Origin of the sequence: Acinetobacter pittii ATCC 19004 = CIP 70.29, assembly GCF_000369045.1 — a bacterium.
Classification (GTDB): Bacteria; Pseudomonadota; Gammaproteobacteria; order Pseudomonadales; family Moraxellaceae; genus Acinetobacter; species Acinetobacter pittii.
Window position 1 is genome coordinate 1,068,096 of the sequence record NZ_KB849786.1, and the last position, 17,984, is coordinate 1,086,079.

The following is a 17,984-nucleotide window of genomic DNA, read 5'->3' on the forward strand; positions in this document are numbered from 1 at the left end:
CTCCCTTTTTAATTATGAAACAGTCACAGCTTTTTCTTCTATTTTTTTCTTAACAATGGCATAGCTTATCCCTGTAACGATACTACCAGCAGCAATTGCAGCAAGATATAACCAAGCATGATTAATCGCATTGGGAATTAAAAGTACAAATACACCGCCGTGAGGAGTAACCAACTCACAATGGAATAGGGCAACGAGTGCTCCAGTCACAGCTCCACCTAAAATACAAGTTGGAATAACACGCATTGGGTCTTTAGCTGCAAAGGGAATAGCACCCTCAGAAATAAAACATAAACCTAATACGAAAGCTGCTTTTCCGGCATCTTTCTCTCCAGTACTAAATTTATTCCTAGCAATGAAAGTTGCAATAGCCATACCAATAGCAGGGACCATGCCGCCTGCCATCGTGGCTGCCATAGGCATATAAGTATTTGTTGTCAGCAGTCCAACAGTAAAAGCGTAGGCTGCTTTATTGATTGGACCACCCAAATCAATACACATCATGCTTGCTAATATAATGCCCATTAACACGGCATTTGTTGTACCCATATTGTTTAGGAAGTCTTTCATTAGCTCAAAAATATGTGCTACTGGCTGACCCACCACGTAGAACATAATCAGACCAACAAATAAAGTACCTAATAGCGGAATAATTAAAATAGGTTTAAGTGCTTCTAAACTTGTAGGAAGTTTGAGTTTTTTTGCAATAAAAAGCGCGATATAGCCAGCAAGAAAACCTGAGACAATACCTCCTAAAAAACCTGCTTGTAACTGAGAAGCAAGTAGGCCGCCAATTAAACCAGGTGCGAGGCCAGGACGATCAGCAATCGAGTAGGCGATATAACCAGATAACATTGGAACCATAAGCATAAATGCAGCGGCACCAATTTGTTTTAATATAGCCGGTAAGCTGCCTGCTTGTTCAGCTGCATTAAGGCCAAAGCATAAAGACAGAGCAATTAAAAGACCTCCCGCCACCACCATAGGTAACATATAAGAGACACCCGTTAAGAGATGTTTATATACGCCAACTTTTTCGGTTTTATCTTTGTTTTCTGCAGAAGTTTGTTGCTTACCTTGTTCTAAAACTTGCGCATTGCTGATTGCCTCAGCAAAAGCTTTATCTGTTTGCTTTAGAGCAAAACCTGTACTACATCTATAAACACGTTTACCTACAAAACGGTCTGTATTAACTTCAATGTCAGTCGCAAGAATGACGATGTCCGCATCAGCAATAGCTTGAGGTGATAAGATATTTTTTGCGCCAACGGAACCTTGAGTTTCTACTTCAATCTCATAACCGAGCTTTTCTGCGCCTTGCTGTAAAGCTTCGGCTGCCATAAAAGTATGCGCGACACCCGTAGGACACGCAGTGATCGCAACAAATTTTTTAGCTGTAGTTGCTGATAAGCTATTATCATTTTGCCAGTCTTGAGCAGATTTAAAATGATCTAAAGCAGTTTGAAGAGCTGAATCAGTATCACTTTTGATCTCTTCAATGTTAATGAAAGATAAAGGGTGTGTACTAAAAATATTAAGATTTTTCGGGCGTTGTCCAACAACGATAACTTGGTCAAAGCTTTCATTCACCTCGAATTCATCAAGCGAAATAATGCTGTTTTGATAACCCTGTTGAGACGCGACTTGTGCAAGTTTACGAGCTAAAATCAAAGCATTGACTTGCTGTTGCGGACTATTAATAACAAATAATAAACGTTTAGTAGTTGGCATCAGATTCACTCAATGAATTGATTGTTGTTTGGGCTTTTAATTGGTTTAGCTTTTCAGTATTAGGAATACGAAAGCCTATTTGTGTTACAGCGTGGCTTGCAATTGCGGTAGCAGTTTTTAATGTTTCTTCGGCAGAGAAGCCACCCAATAAGCCATGAATCATCCCTGCTAAAAGAGAGTCACCCGCACCAACTGTACTTTTAACTATCACTTTAGGTGCTGTGGCATGAAGTGGGTGAGTGTCATTTAACCAGTTTACACCGTCTTCACCCATCGAAATAACGACATGTTCAATTTTAGCTAAGTTTGCAAAAAGTTTTTTTTGTTCAGCATAGGTTGTAGCAGGAAGCTGATAACTTTCTACTAACTCATCTGTATTTGGTTTAATCATCCAAGGTTGACATTCAATTGCAGCCACCAACGCTTTACCACTTGTATCAAGTGCAACTTTTTTTCCTTGCTGTTGAATGAGCTTAATAAGTTGCTGTAACTCATCAACACTAAAACCTTGTGGTAGGCTTCCAGCAATAGCAACCACATCTACCTGAGGCAAAATCATCTCGATTTTTTGAAAGAGGTTTTTCTTATCTAGTTCAGATATGAAAAAACCTTTTCCATTCAAATCAGTCATACGTCCCGAATGTTCAGCAATTTTTATATTTTGGCGAGTTTCACCTTCAATATAAATAAATTCAGGTTGAAATTGAGCTTCTTTAAAATGATCATCGAAAATCTGTCTGTTTGTTGCTCCTAGAAAACCAGAAACAATAACCTCATGTCCCAAATCTTTTAAAACTTGTGCAATATTTAAACCTTTGCCTGCCGCGTGTATTTCTACAGATTCTTGGCGGTTTACTTGACCTATCTGTAACTCTTTGAGTTGTATAGTCACATCAATTGCAGGATTTAAAGTAATTGTTAAAACTTTAGCCATTACCATTCCTAATCTTTACATTTCTTGTTCGGATAACTGACGTACAGCAGTAGCGCTATCACATTCAAGTGCACGCTTTGCAAGCACTTGAGCTTGACTGTAGTTAAGTGTACGAATTTGGGCTTTAACCAAAGGAATACTATTCGGTGACATACTAAGCTCATCCACTCCTAAGCCCATCAGAATAGGTACAGCTTTTGGATCGGCTGCGAGTTCACCACATATACCAACCCATTTACCATACTTATGTGCAGCTTTTACAGTTTGATCAATCAATTGCAAAATACTTGGGTGGAGGCCATCTGCTTCAGCCGAGAGGATAGGGTGACCACGGTCAATAGCTAAAGTATATTGAGTTAAGTCATTTGTTCCGATACTGAAAAAGTCCACTTCTTTCGCGAGAATAGGTGCAAGTAAAGCAGCAGAAGGAACTTCAATCATGATACCAACTTGTAAGTTGGTGCATGGATGTACAGCTTTAACTTCATCAAGAATAGTTTTTGCAGCACGCCATTCTTCCACACGGCCAATCATTGGAAACATGATTCTTAGAGGGCGGTCATCTGCAGCTTTAAGCAAAGCAATAAGTTGTTGACGCAACAATTCAGGCTGTCTTAGCGTTAAACGGATACCTCTTAGACCTAAAAATGGATTTTCTTCTTCAGCAATTGGAAGGTAAGGAAGCGGTTTGTCACCACCTACATCTAGCGTACGTACTACGAGAGGGCGGCCCGCTAGAGCATCTAAAACAATACGATAATCTGCTTCTTGGGTAGCTTCACTCGGAGCGCTACTATGCGCCATAAAAACAAGCTCAGTCCTGAGTAGGCCAATTGCTTCAGCGCCATATTCAACCGCATGGGCTGTTGCTTGAACTTTTCCTAAATTGGCAGCAATTTCGATTTGATGTTGATCTAGAGTAATCGCAGGTTCTTGGCTGTGACGTTCAGCTTCTTCACGAATTTTTTTCTGAAGGTCTCGTTCTTGTTTTGCTTGTTCGATTTGTTGAGCATTAGGATTTAAGATAAAAGCTCCGGTGTCTCCATTAATTAAAAGAGAACTTTTTTGCTCAATATCTAGTACTTGATCACCAGCGCCAACAATTGCAGGGATACCTAGAGCACGAGCAACAATAGCACTATGAGCGCTTGCACCACCTACGGCGGTCAAAATACCTGCTACACGATCTTTATTAAGGCGGGCTACATCACTTGGTCCCACGTCATACATGATCAATATATAAGGTTCTTTAGGTTCTTCGATGATGACCTCACCGCAGAGTTGAGCCAAAACGCGATCACCAATATCACGTAAGTCTGTAGCACGCTCAGCTAATAATCGATCTGGTAAAGCTGCTTGCTCTTTGGCTGCTGCTTCAATATGCTCATGCCAGGCAGCAGGAGCAGAAAGATTTAGGTTAATCTTTTGATAAACACCATTAATAAGATCTGGGTCATCAAGCATTTCCAAATGTGCTTGGAAGATTTGCTTAATTTCAGCCACTTCAGATTTTGCAATAACTTGGTGAATATTGTTTTTAACTGCGTGAAGTGCAATATCAAGTTTTTCTTTTTCTGCTTTGACACTTAAGCCCATGCGTTCATATTGGTAAACCGTAGGTTTAATTACATGTACAGGGCCAAAAGCTAAACCGCTTGAAGCAGCAATTCCTGTATTTGTGCTAAGTGGTTTTGAATGGCTTGGGATTTCACTAGGTTGCTCTACTTTGATGTCTGAAGATTTTATAGGTTCAACTTCTTCACCTAAGCCTTGTTGTACTGCCAGAATAACTTTATCTAAAGCTTCAACTGCATCCGTTTCTGGTTCAGCAATGAAACGTAAAGTTTGGCCGCGTTTACAACCTAAAGCTAAGAGACGTGTCAAACTTTTAGCTGAAACAAAATTGCCTTCATCTACTGCGACTTGGATATCACCTTGAAAACTTTTTGTTAGGTTTACTAAATGAGTTGCTGGTCGAGCATGTAATCCATGTGCATTAGCGAGTACAACAGAACGGTGGGGCCAATCGGGAATAACATCTGCACCAATGATTTTAGCAATTTCATTTGGTGCTTGTGTTTGGTCTAATTGTGCAACTTGCTCTGGATTAAACAGAATATCAATCAGTCGATTAAATCTCTGGCTATCTAATTGTTCATTGGCAGCTATACAAACTAGCGTATTTAACTTTTTTTCACCTAGCTCTAAAGCATGGCGAGGCTTTACGATACTGATTGCTGGTTGTTGAACAAACTTACTACTTGAAATAGACCAGATTTGATCTTGTAGTTGAATAACTTGATCAGGGTCAAGTGAACTTAGAAAGCCGCACTTTACGAAATTGTGCTTTTTTAGAATCTGAGATGCTGACCAAAATAAATCTTCAATATCTTGAGATTCAATTTCAGTTTGAATTAAATTCTCATGCAAAGTTAAAGATAATGGTTGAGCTTGTAAGATTTCAATAATTTGTTCAGGTTGTTTAGCATTTTTTACCTGTTCACTTACATCATGCATTAAAGCTCGAGTTAATATTTGTAGAACTTGTAAATGTTCATCAGATTTTGCTGCAATAACAACAGCTAAATAAATTCTGTTTTCACCATCCCATATAATTCCTTCTGGAAAGTGAGCTAAACGGATACCTGTTTCTAGAATAAATTCGCGAGATTGGGGTGTACCGTGGGGAATAGCAATGCCTTGACCTAAATAGGTGGCACTTTGTTGTTCGCGATTAATGAGTCCTGTAATGTAGTCAGGTGTAACTAACCCATCTTTTACCAATATATCTACTAGACACTGTAATGCATGCTTTTTATCAACAGCATGTTGATTCATATGAATATGTCGAGGCTCTAGTGCTAGCATACTTATCCTTGAACAATTTCTTTGGTTTAGCTAAACAGAAAAAAAGAAGCTGTTAGTATTAAAAAAAGGTTAGTTTAACCGTTTTTAAACAACAGCTTCGTATAAATAACGATAGCAGAACTTTAAAGCTATATCGACGTATTTACGTAAATAATGCTTGTTTTTAATACAAAGGAATATGTGATTAATATATTTTGTTTTCTTATGATAATTATTAGGTTAATAAACTAACTTTATAAAAGAAGTGGGTATTAATATTAAAAAAAACCTCTATACCGGATTACGGGTATAGAGGCAAAAGTAAAAGATCAATAGATTAGTGTTGGATTTCCTGTTCTAAAAGTGACCATAAGTTTTGATGTGATTTTTTAAACATTAGCATGTGCCCAATTGATTTATGCCCAAGTTTCATGGGATTTAGCTCTAGCATTTTTGTGGGCGCATTAGGATAAAGTTTTAATAAATCTTCAACGTTACGCTCGGTTGCAATTTCATCGTCACTTGCCCAAATTGAAGTAATAGGGCAGATAATTTCACTATGAAAATCATGATGGACTGTTTTACCTATAGCATTTTTCACATAGCCAGGATGGCTGCAAAATTCTCGCCACTGTTGGGCGACTTTTTTAGGTAAGTTTTCTCCCATTCCAATAAATTGAGTAGCACCATAACCTTTAAAAGCACTAGAAATTGGAAAGATGACATTGAACATTACCGGTGCTAAAAACTTGGTTTTACCTTTAAGACCTTTTACATGGCCAGTGGAACCTGCGACCGCGATAACTTTTGCTACTTTATGAAAATTAGGAACAATTCCTAATAGCTGCCCACCAGCACTGTGGCCAAGAAGGGTAACTTGTTCTGCTTTAGTTTTTTCTAATAACGTATCAATTGCACAAGGAATATCGAGAACTCCCCAATCATTAATACTTGCTGTACTTTGCTTCAAAGACCCGTGTAAAGAGCCTCCAATTCCACGGAAATCAAAGCTTAATACGTCATATCCTTGTTCGCTTAACCATGTAGCAAAAGAATGATAGAAGTTTCTAGTAATACCTGTTGCTGGACAGATCAATACGGGATTTGCTGATTTTGGGGATTGAGCTGGATAAAAATGTGCAGCAAGTTGATAATCATCTTTACAGGTCATCCAAAATGATTCAAAAGTGTTATCCATAATATTTCGTAGTGATTGGTTTATTGATATCTTTAATTTACACGAGTTCTGAAATGAAACTTGGTTAAAATGTGACTATAAAGTCAATATTTATGTTATATAGCTCATTAAATTTGAATAAAATAAATAATTGGAAAAAAGATGGATTTACCGAAAGCTGTACAGCTCGCAATTGTGTTTAGTGGCATATTTTTATGGATAGGGATGCTCACTGGGGTATGGAAATATTGGCAAATACGCCGTTCAGAATTAAGTCGTGCTCATTATTATGTGGATATCGCTCATCGAAGTAGTTTGTTATATGCAGCTGCTAGCCTAATTTTAGCTGTATTAAGCTATTTTACTGTTTTAAATGAAAATATTACTTTATGGTGTGTGTTCGCAAATATTCTATTTTTTAGTTTTTCAATTCTGGTTTATATCATACATGGCTATTTACAGGACACAACAAATCAATTCAAACGTCCTCACAAGCTAGGTCGTTTTAGCTTACCTTCATGGATGATGAATTTAATGATGGTGGGATTAATTTTGACTGAATTATTAGCTACAGCTATTTTAGTTATCGGAACAATTTTTTTATTTTTGGATGTATAAAAATGGATGATTGCTCATCCATTTTTTAAGTATTCAAGTTTTGTTGACTAAGACGTCTTTTAGCTAGTTTTCGCATCTTATGGTCGACAAAGGCCCACACACAAAATATGAAAGAAACAACCATCGCATACATAAAGTATTCGGGTTTCAGATTTCCTTTAATCATACCTTGAAACAGTAAAGTCAGCATAAGAGCAAGCGGTGTTACTCCATAAACAACTGAATCTTTGCTGTTCAGAGTGTTAATGAAGACTTGTTTGTTGAAATGTAATGATAACATCTCCATCCCTCCTTGTGGTTGCGCTAAAACCGAATGTTTTAGTCAAGAATAAGTTTAATGTTGTACTTCTATTTTTAATTCAATTCAATAGTGAATAGAAAATTTTTTGAACAGTTTTATAAAAAACTCTATGTTTATAAAAGGTTAAGGTATTAAAAAAGTAAATATTAAATATTTTTGTATAAAATACTTAATATTTTAGAAAAGAGAAAATATTTAATGAAAAGTGTAATAATTTCTCTTTTCTATCATTTCAGGTTAGCTGTTTTGTTTTTTTAAAAATGTATCAATCGCATGTTGAGCAATTTCTGCATCTTCAAAAGATTGGACACCAGAAACGCCAATCGCCCCTAAAACTTGTCCGTCATAAATAATGGGTTTTCCACCTTCTAACATTCCTTGAGCACTAGGCATACTTAAAAAACCTAAGCGTCCACTTTGCAGAAGTTCTTCATAAAATTTTGAAGGTCTACCTGATATTGAAGAGCATTTTGCTTTTTCTAAACATAAATGTGAGGATAAAGGTGAAGCACCATCTAAACGTTTCATCATCAGAAGAGAACTTGTTTCATCAACAATAGCAATACTGACTTTAAAGTTGTGTTCAATTGCATATTTTTGAGCTTCTTCCATTAAAAACTCTGCATCTGCTTGTGTTAGGTAATATTTACTTTTCATTGTTGCTCTTCTTTCCTAGTAAGCTAAAAATTATTTTAGTGTAATTTTACAGTAAAAACTGATTATATCTATAGTTGATTTGTCATTGAAAGTAGTGTGGAAATAAAATGCCGGTTGGGTAAACTCAGCATTTTATTCAATATATAAAATCATGTTTGGGTAAAACTCGATTTCAAAAGAGACACTAGATTAAATGTTTTTAAATTTAACTTTGTCGATAATTACGGTAATTGCTAGAACAACTAAAGATGGGATCAACCAAGCTAAGTTTTGTTCATTTAAAGGTAAATGTTGAAGAAATGCAGGTAAATAATCACCAAAACCAGCAACTTTAATACCGTCAATAATACCGAAAATTAAAGCAATACTTGTTACTGAACCGACAATAAAAGAGGGTTTGTGCCAAAATTTCCAAAAGAAGCTCAGCATAATCACAACAATGGCTGGTGGATAAATTGCACTTAAAACAGGTACTGATACGGCAATAAGTTTGGTTAATCCAAGATTAGAAATAATGAAAGAGAAACCAACTAAAATGAATACTAAAAGTTTGTAAGGTAATTTAGTTAACTGAGCAAAATACTCACCGCAAGCACAAGTTAAGCCAATCGCTGTCACCATACATGCTAGAAAAATTAGTCCAGTTAAGAATAATGAACCCATATTGCCAAAAGCATGTTGAACATATGCATGTAAAATTACTGCACCATTTGCAGCATTTGGTGCTACTTCATGACTACCTACACCTAATTTGAATAAGCTTAAATAGACTAAAGTAAGACCTGCACCAGAAATAAGACTGGCAATAATCGCATACTTAGTGACTAATTTTTTATCGGTAACACCACGCGAATAAATCGCTTGAATAATTACGATACCGAATACTAATGCGCCTAAAGTATCCATAGTGAGATAACCGTTTACGAAACCTTCCGAAACTGGAGATTCAACGTAATGGTTGATTGGAGCAGGGACGTAACCCGCTGGGATCATAACTGCTGCAATACCTAAAATTGCTAAAGCAATAATTTTTAGGGGAGCAAGCACATGACCAACAGTATCTAATAACTTGTTTGGATAAAGTGAAACTACAGTTACAAATGAAAAATAAATTGCGCTGTAAATTAAAAGGCTACTACTTGATGTTCCAAAATAAGATGAAAAACCAATTTCATAAGAAACAGTAGCTGTACGTGGAGTAGCAAATAAAGGGCCTACTGATAAATAACAAACAACGGTTAAAATCAGACTTGCTACTCGACCGAGAGGAGAGCTAATAATTTCAATGGAACCCTGCATACGAGAGAGTGCCATGATGGTAATTACAGGTAGACCAACTGCAGTAATCAAAAAGCCTATAGCGGCTAGCCATACATGATCACCGGCTTGTTGAGCGACAATGGGAGGAAAGATAATATTGCCAGCCCCAATAAAAAGAGCAAAGGTCATAAAACCTAGGGCAATAATATCTCCAGTACGAAGATGTTGCATAAATTAAAATTAATAAAAAAGAAGGAATTTTAGAGCAAAAGAGATCATGATCAAGCGGTATTTTATGTGAAAAAGATTTTTTTCAGAGCATAAAAACCTTTAATAGATATTAAAAATATCAACTGGTTAAGGTATGTATTTGAAAAACCATTGAAAGAAATTAGGAAATCATTTTTTGTCTCTGACTTTTTAAAGAAATTATGCAAAAATAAAAGTATGAATTTCTATTATGAATGTTGAATATTTGGGCATTTAATGCTTCCAGCCTATCCTATATCCGTTCTAGAATATTCTAAATTAACTTACATTTTTGTAGGCGTGGTAAAAGCAGTGCCTACGAGGATAAAACTGAATGAGAGCTTCTACTGTTACAATGAAAACTGAACAAGATCTGGAAAAGTTAAGAATTTCTGGACGCTTGGCTGCACAAGTTTTAGAAATGATAGGGGCATATATTAAACCGGGTGTATCTACTGAATATTTAGATAACCTGTGTAATGACTATATTGTAAATACTTTAAAAGTTATTCCTGCGAATGTGGGATATCATGGTTTTACTAAAACAATATGTACATCAGTAAATGAAGTAGTTTGCCATGGAATTCCGTCACCGAATAAGATTTTAAAAGATGGCGATATTATTAATATTGATGTCGCAATTATTAAAGATGGCTATTTTGGTGATACGAGCCGCATGTATTTTGTAGGTGATGTAAACCCGCAAGCAAAGAAACTTGTTGATACAACTTATGAAGCGATGGTTGCTGGGATTCATGCTGTTAAGCCAGGAGCTACACTAGGCGATATTGGTTATGCTATTCAGTCAGTTGCTCATCGAGAAGGGTATAGCATTGTTCGAGAATATTGTGGTCATGGGATTGGTAAGGTTTATCATGAACAACCTAATGTTTTACATTATGGACAGCGCGGCCAAGGCTTAGTATTAAAAAAAGGTATGGTCTTTACGATTGAACCGATGATTAATGCGGGTAGACCACAGGTTAAAGAATTAAATGACGGATGGACAGTTATTACTCAAGATCTTTCGTTATCTGCGCAATGGGAACATATGGTTGCTGTAACTGACACTGGCTTTGAACTCTTAACACCTTGGCCTGAAGGTGTAGGAAACTATCCTGTAATTTAAAAATAAAAAAAGTTCGATAATTATCGAACTTTTTTAAATTCATTTTAATGCTCAGAAAGATGTTCTACCAAATAATCAATAAATACTCGTACAGCAGGTAATAACCCTCGGCGTGATGGATATACAGCATGTAATATACCGTGAGGAGCTTTCCATTCCGGTAAAATTTGTACAAGCTGTCCAGATTTTAGAAAATCTTCTGCTGCGCTCTCTGGTAGTAAAGCGATCCCACAGTTTTGACTCGCTAATTGCGCTAACATATGGATATTTGTACCCATTACGATAGGGCTGACTTTGATTTTCTTTTGCTGATTGTCTGGACCATGCAAAAGGAATTGTTGATCAAGATGCTCTTCTGACAAACTTAAAATGCGATGCTCACTAAGTTGTTCTGGATTTTTTATATCTCCAAATTCATTTAGATATGCTTGACTTGCAAATAGACTCTGTTCAATAAGTGCAAACTGTCTAAGAACTAAACTTGGATCATCATCTAGTTTTGAGCGAACACGTAAAGCAATATCAATTCCTTCATTAATGACATCTACTCGACGATTGCTGACCATAAGTTGCAAACGAATTTCTGGATATTTTTTTAAGAAAGCAGGCAAAATTTTAGGCAGTTGATTTTGAGCAATATCAACAGGAACACTAACCTTTACAACACCTCTAGGTTGAATACTTAAATGATCAACCAAATCATGAGCAGCCTGTGCAGCATTCATCATGACTTGAGCATGTCTATAAATATCCATCCCAATATCTGTAACAGCAAAATGACGAGAGCTGCGTTGAATCAGGCGAACGCCTAAGTTTTCTTCTAGGCTATATACACGACGACTTAGTTTTGATTTTGGTATATCCGTTACACGCTCAGCGGCACTAAAACCACCATGCTCAACGACGAGAGCAAAACAATAAAAATCATCAAGATCAGTGAGCATTAAAATATCCTATTTCTGCAACAACCATGATTTTACATTATTATTTTTGCAACGATAATTTTTAAACTAAATTTTTTGTAATTAAAACATATACTAAGATATTTCCTTTAACTGAGAATTTGAAATTATATTGTCATTACAATGTAATTTTATTGTGTGTTTTTGATGAGTGGTTCTAGCCTTTTCTAGAACTTTCAATTAATTTCTTTTACACTACAATTTTCTATTCTTTTCAAATCTAATGCACTATCAATTAATTGAACTTAACGATGCTTCTGCGAATATTGAATGTCCATTTTGCAAACAAGCAATAATTGACTGGGCGCAAGAACAATATGTTCAGCCATGTGAACATACTTTATTTATTGCCATGGATTTGGGGTTTGAATTTATTGCTGATCGATTTGAAGAGTGTATGGATCAAAATGTGGATGAGTTGCACGAAGATCCGAATATGAATATTTTTGAAGCTCTCACGACAACAACTTATGAAAATCTAATTATTTTAAAATCTGATTTAGGTGTGGAAAATTTATTTCGCTATGTCGGGGTAAGTGATCGTTAAAATTGAGAATATAAAAAAGCCAATCTATTGATTGGCTTTTTCATTATTTACGCTTCTGGCGCTGCGCTATATTGTTCAACTAATGGTTTTAATTCACCATTTTGGAACATTTCAAGCATGATATCGCTACCGCCAATAAGTTCGCCATTTACCCAAAGTTGCGGGAATGTAGGCCAGTTCGCAATTTTTGGTAAGGTTGCACGAATATCAGGGTTTTCCAAAATATTTACATATGCAAATGGACGACCAATTTGACTGAGCGCCTCTACAGCACGTGCGGAGAAACCACATTGTGGAAACTGTGGAGTGCCTTTCATGTAAAGTAAAACGGGATGCTTCGCAATTTGATCGCGGATTAACGCTTCAGTATCACGTGCTTGTTCAGTCATAAAGAGATCCTCAACTAATCTAGCAGCATTATAGGGGGTGTTCACACCGCTTTGCAAACCACCTGATTACTTAAAGTTGCATTGAATATTCAATATTTTATTGTATAAACCGAAGCGATAACAAAAAGCGGACGAAATTTTAGATAAATGAGTGATGAGACTTTTCATCAGAGCCAGTTTTTGCTTATATAAACCCTTCTTAAAACCTCATACAGACAGAGTTCGTTATGAATGATATTACCCTAGCTCCAATACAACCTGATCAACCATCACATTTAATGGCTACTTATGGTCGCCAAGCGATCAGTTTTGTACGAGGCCGAGGGGCATATCTATATACCGAAGATGGCACAGAGTATTTAGATGCTTTAACTGGTATTGCTGTATGTGGTTTGGGTCATGCGCATCCAGTCATTGCAGAAGCAATTGCTGAACAAGCTGCAACACTTGTGCATACGAGTAACTTATTTGAGATTCCTTGGCAAACGGCAGCTGCTCAGAAGCTTGCTGAAGTTTCAGGGATGGAAGAGATCTTCTTTTCAAACAGTGGTGCAGAGTCAAATGAAGGCGCCATTAAAATTGCTCGTAAATTTGGTACTCAACAAGGTGTAAGCTCCCCAAAGATAATTGTGGCAGAGCAATCATTTCATGGTCGTACTTTAGCAACACTTTCAGCTACTGGTAATAAGAAAGTACAAGATGGTTTTGCTCCTTTAACCAATGATTTTATTCGTGTGCCATTTGGTGATATAGAAGCAATTCAAGAAGCTGCTTTGCAGCACCCAGATATTGTTGCGATTTTGATTGAACCTATTCAAGGTGAGGGTGGTATTAATACAGCACCTCAAGGCTTTAGCTATCTTGAAGAAGTCCGCACCATATGTAATCAACATAACTGGCTAATGATGCTAGATGAAATTCAAACAGGTAACGGCCGTACCGGTAAGTATTTTGCTTATCAGCATACAAACATTGTGCCTGATGTTCTTACCACTGCAAAAGGGCTTGGTAATGGTTTTCCAGTAGGCGCTGTAATGACACAAGGTAAAGCTGTTGGCTTATTAGGACCTGGTAGTCACGGTTCTACTTACGGTGGCACAGTGCTAGGTTCTCGTGTGGTTTATACAGTAATTGATACAATCCAAATAGAGAATGCTGTAGAAAACGCGGCAGTTGTTGGTGGTTATATTGTTGATCAATTACGTGCGCAATTGGCACATAAAGATGTGCAAGTACGTGGTTTTGGTATGATGATTGGTATTCAATTGCCTAGAGACTGCGCTGAGCTCGTTGCAATAGCTCGAGATCAACATAAACTTATTATTAATGTTACAGCTGGTTCAGTAGTGCGTTTATTGCCACCAATTAACATGACTCAAGCACAGGCTGATGACTTGCTAGAGCGTTTAGTTGCTTTAATTAATAACTATCTTTAAGTTTTTACATCAATAAAAAATGGGCATATAAATGCCCATTTTTTATATGAAATAATTAACCAGAGATGTACTGTTTTAATTGTTCAATGAGATTTTTCTGATCTTCCATCGCAGCTTTTACTAAGTCGCCAATAGAAATAAATCCAACTAGTTTTTCATTGTCTAATACAGGTAAGTGGCGTAAGTGACGATCTGTCATAAGCTGTAAGCACTCTTCAACTGTATTGTTTAGGCTTACTGTAAGCACTTTAGATGTCATAATTTCAGCAACGGTAGTGCTATATGATGAACGTTCCATAAGCGTTACTTTTCGTGTGTAGTCACGTTCAGACAAAATTCCGACAACTTTTTCACCCTCAGCTACGACGAGCGCACCAATTCCTTTATCCGCCATAATCTTAATTGCTTCAAGGACAGTGGCTTCTGGAGAAATTGTAAAAATATCTTGCTCTGCTTTGTTCTTGATTACTTGTGCAACGATTGTCATTTCTTCTGTCCTGTGTTTTATCATTTTGTTTTAAATTAGCTTGATTTTATAAAAATGCAAAGACTGGATAGTCATTAAATACAAGTTTCACACTCAAGCGTTCAAAAAGCATTCTAATAGAGATTAAGAATCTAAAGAAAAGTTTACGCTCCTTGCCAATTCGGATGTTTGAAAAAGAAATGTTGCATTTGCTGAGTAGATAACTTTAATTTTCTATGAGATGAATTAAACAAAGCAGGAGTGACGTTGAGTCGAGTTAAAGTTGGTAATAAAGACTCATGGAAATCTTTAGGTGTAATTCTTCTTGGTTTGTAATGTGGCCAATGCTCTTTTGCGTAGCGATGTGCCTGTAAGCCATTAAGCCAAAAAGGAAAAATAAAGTCTTCTTGATCTGATTTAATTGCCCATCCTTGATGAAATAAACCCCAAAGAACCCCGCAATACATCATGGTTCTTAAAATATAAATCTTAATCATCAAGTCTCTTGAAACCGGTTGTAGATTACTTAAACTTTTCATTGTGAATTTTAAAGGTTCTAACTTGTCTTGCTTATTATAAAAAAATCAGATGACATTTCAGTTTAAACAGGTATCAAATCGTAAACAAATATTCCAGCTGTGAAATTCATGTCTTTTACTTCAAGTGGCTAGAGCCTGTGGTGCAATACAATGCAAACCAAGTGTGTAGTGAATTATATTTAGAGAAATTTTTTTATAGACGTAAAAAAACGCCACCTAGGTGACGTTTCTTTATGCTTGCATTGTGGCTAACTTTTGCCAATATTGTGCTTTAAGTGAGTCACGTTCAACACGGAAACCTTGATAATACAATTCTGCTAAAAACAGAGCAGCTTTACCGTGCCCAGCGCGAGCAACTTCTTCTAACTGTGCAACTGCATCCTGAAAATTCATTTGAGAGTGAATTGTGTTTACTGCAGTTGCGTACACATGTTCTAAATCATGATGAGAGATACGTTGAATCATAGAAAACTCCTTATTGTAATTATGATTACTTTTTCTAAAGGCCACTGCCTTTAAATTAATTTAACTTAGAATTATTAAACTAATATTACAAATTAATGGATTTGTCAACTATTGGTGCACACCAGTTAATTCACTATTAGGATACATGATTAAACATTATTCACAAATAATTTTGAGTAAAATCAATATGAGAATAAAAGACAAGGAGAATAAAATATGACAAATACTATCGATGGCTTTGTTTTTGATACTCCACCTAGAGAGGAACAAATCATAGAACTAGCCCATTATCATCGTAAACTATTAGATGAAGCGATCTTTCATCAAGAGATCCATTTAGGGGATTATTGTCTTGCTCAGCGCAAAAGAGTATTTGACTTTGCAAGGCATTTGGAACCTGCACAAAAAAACTGGTTTTATCAAGTTTATGATGGTGAACTGAGAAAAATTGCCGACGAAGACGAACTGCATCCAGCCGATGCTGAAGAAGGTTTAAGTATTTTTGCGATGTTTTTAGTCTTGGTGATTATTGCAGCAATTTTATACTTTTCCGTCATTCGTTCACTAATAAGCTAAGTATTATGATCCAGTAAGGTACGATTCTTGGCCTTACTGGATGTTTGATCTTGTGCTTATGAGTATTGAACCCTACACTACACTAATTCGAGGTAGGTCATGCTCATATTCAAACAAAATTTTCTTAAATTAAAATCTGAGTTAAAAGTTGATCAATGTTTTAACCTATTTGTGGTTATTGTCATTGGCTGTATTTTTGTGCTGTCATATTTAGCATTACTTCGGCCTATTAGTCCGGAACAATATCAACGAATTATACAACTCTCTCATCAGGCCACTTATCCTAAAACTCAGGATATGGCTGAGCTGTTAATAGCTCAATCAGAAATTCATAGAGCAGAGTATTTAAAGTTAATGCATGCATATCAATTTGAAGGTGCTCATATTAGACAATATCCAGCACTTGCTCAGGAAGATACTCAGTAAATAGGGTAATCAGGCTAAATCTTGGTTTCCAAAGCTTTTTGAGCACTATTGTGGCAGGCAAAATTTTGAATTTATGCTAAACTTTATCTTTTTAAACGCGCTGCTTTTCAAGGAATCCGCATGGAGCAACAATCGAATATGCAAAATAAATTCTTGATAGATGCTGAGATCGGTGATGACGATGTCACATTACCTAATTTACCTGCTATCGATGTTCCCATCGTTGAATCTCCTGCTAAATCACAAGAAAATATTGAAGTAGCCAAAGAAGAAGTAGCTTCTACAGAAACAGCGGCTGAACAACCAAAAACTGGTTTTTTTGGCCGGATGAAAGAAGGCTTGACCAAAACTCGTCGTAATTTCGCTGATGGTATGGTCAATATCTTGATTGGTGGAAAGGAAATTGACGATGAGTTACTTGAAGAAGTCGAAGAGCAATTATTGGTTGCAGACATTGGTGTTGAAGCAACTAAAACTATCATTACCAATTTAACAGAGCGTACAGCTCGTGGTGATTTGATCTATTCTCACTCTTTATATAAAGCGTTACAAGAAGAGTTGGTTGCTTTGTTGGCTCCACGTGTTAAGCCATTACATATTGACCCTAATAAATCACCTTATGTGATTTTGATGGTTGGGGTAAATGGAGTGGGTAAAACTACAACAATTGGTAAGTTGGCGAAACGTTTACAAGGTGAAGGTAAAAAAGTGATGTTGGCTGCTGGTGATACATTCCGCGCCGCAGCAACTGAGCAATTACAGATCTGGGGTGAGCGTAACGATATCTCTGTAGTAGCGCAAGGTCATGGAGCTGATAGTGCTTCTGTTATTTTTGATGCCTTTGAAAGTGCTCGTGCTAAAGGAATTGACGTATTAATTGCGGATACGGCAGGTCGTTTACATAATAAGAGTAACTTGATGGAAGAACTCAAAAAAGTTAAACGTGTTATGCAAAAAATTGATGCAACTGCACCTCATGAAATTATGTTGGTGGTAGATGCAGGAACAGGTCAAAACGCGATTAATCAAGTACAAGAGTTTGATCAAGCTGTAGGTTTAACGGGTATTACCATTACCAAGTTGGATGGAACAGCTAAAGGTGGTGTACTCTTTAATATTGCAAGCCGTACCCATGTGCCAATTCGTTTTATTGGTGTAGGTGAAAAAATTGATGATTTAAGACCATTCTCGGCTAAATCTTTTGTTGCTGCGCTGTTTGAAACTGATAAGTAAATTGATTGGTAACCCTAAAAAGCTTCACTAAATCGTGAAGCT

The 17,984-nt window shown here is 36.5% G+C and carries 19 protein-coding genes; 7 read left to right on the plus strand and 12 right to left on the minus strand.

All coding sequences use genetic code 11. From position 1 onward, the window contains the following. Positions 1–12: 12 nt before the first annotated feature. From fruA to F928_RS09165, 4 genes are all read right to left on the minus strand, one after another. On the minus strand, positions 13–1,731 hold the full coding sequence (gene fruA / locus F928_RS09150; protein ID WP_002121001.1) for a fructose-specific PTS transporter subunit EIIC: 1,719 nt from the start codon (positions 1,729–1,731) through the stop codon (positions 13–15). Further along, on the minus strand, positions 1,718–2,665 hold the full coding sequence (gene pfkB, locus F928_RS09155; RefSeq protein ID WP_005073931.1) for a 1-phosphofructokinase: 948 nt from the start codon (positions 2,663–2,665) through the stop codon (positions 1,718–1,720). Before pfkB ends, fruA begins: the two co-directional genes overlap by 14 nt. A 15-nt stretch (positions 2,666–2,680) precedes the next feature. Then, positions 2,681–5,533, minus strand: coding sequence for a phosphoenolpyruvate--protein phosphotransferase (gene ptsP, locus F928_RS09160; protein WP_005073934.1), 2,853 nt, complete (start codon positions 5,531–5,533; stop codon positions 2,681–2,683). 316 nt (positions 5,534–5,849) lie between these two features. Then, the gene (locus F928_RS09165) at positions 5,850–6,710 is read right to left on the minus strand and encodes an alpha/beta hydrolase family protein (RefSeq protein WP_005073936.1); all 861 of its coding nucleotides are present in this window, start codon (positions 6,708–6,710) and stop codon (positions 5,850–5,852) included. Between the two features lie 141 nt (positions 6,711–6,851). Between F928_RS09165 and F928_RS09170 the strand changes: the two genes are divergently transcribed. Next, positions 6,852–7,307: a hypothetical protein gene (locus F928_RS09170; RefSeq protein WP_005073937.1), complete on the plus strand. Its 456-nt coding sequence runs from the start codon at positions 6,852–6,854 to the stop codon at positions 7,305–7,307. Between the two features lie 25 nt (positions 7,308–7,332). Here the strand turns inward: F928_RS09170 and F928_RS09175 are convergent, their stop codons facing one another. The 3 genes from F928_RS09175 to brnQ all read right to left on the minus strand — a co-directional run bounded on the left by F928_RS09175 (position 7,333) and on the right by brnQ (position 9,756). After that, positions 7,333–7,587: a hypothetical protein gene (locus tag F928_RS09175; RefSeq protein WP_005073940.1), complete on the minus strand. Its 255-nt coding sequence runs from the start codon at positions 7,585–7,587 to the stop codon at positions 7,333–7,335. 258 nt (positions 7,588–7,845) lie between these two features. Beyond that, on the minus strand, positions 7,846–8,265 hold the full coding sequence (locus tag F928_RS09180; RefSeq protein WP_005073943.1) for a GlcG/HbpS family heme-binding protein: 420 nt from the start codon (positions 8,263–8,265) through the stop codon (positions 7,846–7,848). 189 nt (positions 8,266–8,454) lie between these two features. Then, on the minus strand, positions 8,455–9,756 hold the full coding sequence (gene brnQ, locus F928_RS09185; RefSeq protein WP_005073945.1) for a branched-chain amino acid transport system II carrier protein: 1,302 nt from the start codon (positions 9,754–9,756) through the stop codon (positions 8,455–8,457). Positions 9,757–10,108: 352 nt separating this feature from the next. Between brnQ and map the strand changes: the two genes are divergently transcribed. Next, positions 10,109–10,903 carry a type I methionyl aminopeptidase gene (gene map / locus F928_RS09190; protein ID WP_005073947.1) on the plus strand — a complete coding sequence of 265 codons (795 nt, stop codon included), beginning with the start codon at positions 10,109–10,111 and terminating at the stop codon, positions 10,901–10,903. A gap of 44 nt (positions 10,904–10,947) precedes the next feature. Here the strand turns inward: map and F928_RS09195 are convergent, their stop codons facing one another. Next, positions 10,948–11,847 (minus strand): LysR family transcriptional regulator, encoded by a 900-nt coding sequence (locus tag F928_RS09195; RefSeq protein ID WP_002120927.1) that lies wholly within the window; start codon positions 11,845–11,847, stop codon positions 10,948–10,950. A 241-nt stretch (positions 11,848–12,088) separates the two neighbouring features. Between F928_RS09195 and F928_RS09200 the strand changes: the two genes are divergently transcribed. Further along, entirely contained in the window at positions 12,089–12,412 is a 324-nt protein-coding gene (locus tag F928_RS09200; protein WP_005073949.1) for a hypothetical protein, read from the plus strand. Positions 12,413–12,459: 47 nt separating this feature from the next. On the opposite strand, the gene grxD is transcribed toward F928_RS09200, so the two are convergent. Then, positions 12,460–12,801 (minus strand): Grx4 family monothiol glutaredoxin, encoded by a 342-nt coding sequence (gene grxD, locus F928_RS09205; RefSeq protein WP_002120913.1) that lies wholly within the window; start codon positions 12,799–12,801, stop codon positions 12,460–12,462. A gap of 227 nt (positions 12,802–13,028) precedes the next feature. Here grxD and argD point away from each other — a divergent pair, with 227 nt between their 5' ends. Continuing rightward, positions 13,029–14,237, plus strand: a complete 1,209-nt coding sequence (argD, locus tag F928_RS09210) for an aspartate aminotransferase family protein (protein WP_005073951.1) — start codon at positions 13,029–13,031, stop codon at positions 14,235–14,237. A gap of 55 nt (positions 14,238–14,292) precedes the next feature. Here the strand turns inward: argD and F928_RS09215 are convergent, their stop codons facing one another. The 3 genes from F928_RS09215 to F928_RS09225 form a co-directional block, all read right to left on the minus strand. Beyond that, positions 14,293–14,724, minus strand: a complete 432-nt coding sequence (locus tag F928_RS09215; protein ID WP_002121094.1) for a CBS domain-containing protein — start codon at positions 14,722–14,724, stop codon at positions 14,293–14,295. Positions 14,725–14,867: 143 nt separating this feature from the next. Next, on the minus strand, positions 14,868–15,242 hold the full coding sequence (locus F928_RS09220; RefSeq protein WP_005802084.1) for a DUF2750 domain-containing protein: 375 nt from the start codon (positions 15,240–15,242) through the stop codon (positions 14,868–14,870). 231 nt (positions 15,243–15,473) lie between these two features. Next, entirely contained in the window at positions 15,474–15,707 is a 234-nt protein-coding gene (locus F928_RS09225; RefSeq protein ID WP_002121063.1) for an SEL1-like repeat protein, read from the minus strand. A gap of 216 nt (positions 15,708–15,923) precedes the next feature. Between F928_RS09225 and F928_RS09230 the strand changes: the two genes are divergently transcribed. From F928_RS09230 to ftsY, 3 genes are all read left to right on the plus strand, one after another. Beyond that, positions 15,924–16,283, plus strand: coding sequence for a hypothetical protein (locus tag F928_RS09230; protein ID WP_002120892.1), 360 nt, complete (start codon positions 15,924–15,926; stop codon positions 16,281–16,283). A gap of 99 nt (positions 16,284–16,382) precedes the next feature. Next, positions 16,383–16,709, plus strand: coding sequence for a hypothetical protein (locus F928_RS09235; RefSeq protein WP_002120920.1), 327 nt, complete (start codon positions 16,383–16,385; stop codon positions 16,707–16,709). Between the two features lie 120 nt (positions 16,710–16,829). Next, on the plus strand, positions 16,830–17,942 hold the full coding sequence (ftsY, locus tag F928_RS09240) for a signal recognition particle-docking protein FtsY (protein WP_005073955.1): 1,113 nt from the start codon (positions 16,830–16,832) through the stop codon (positions 17,940–17,942). The last annotated feature ends 42 nt before the right edge of the window (positions 17,943–17,984 follow it).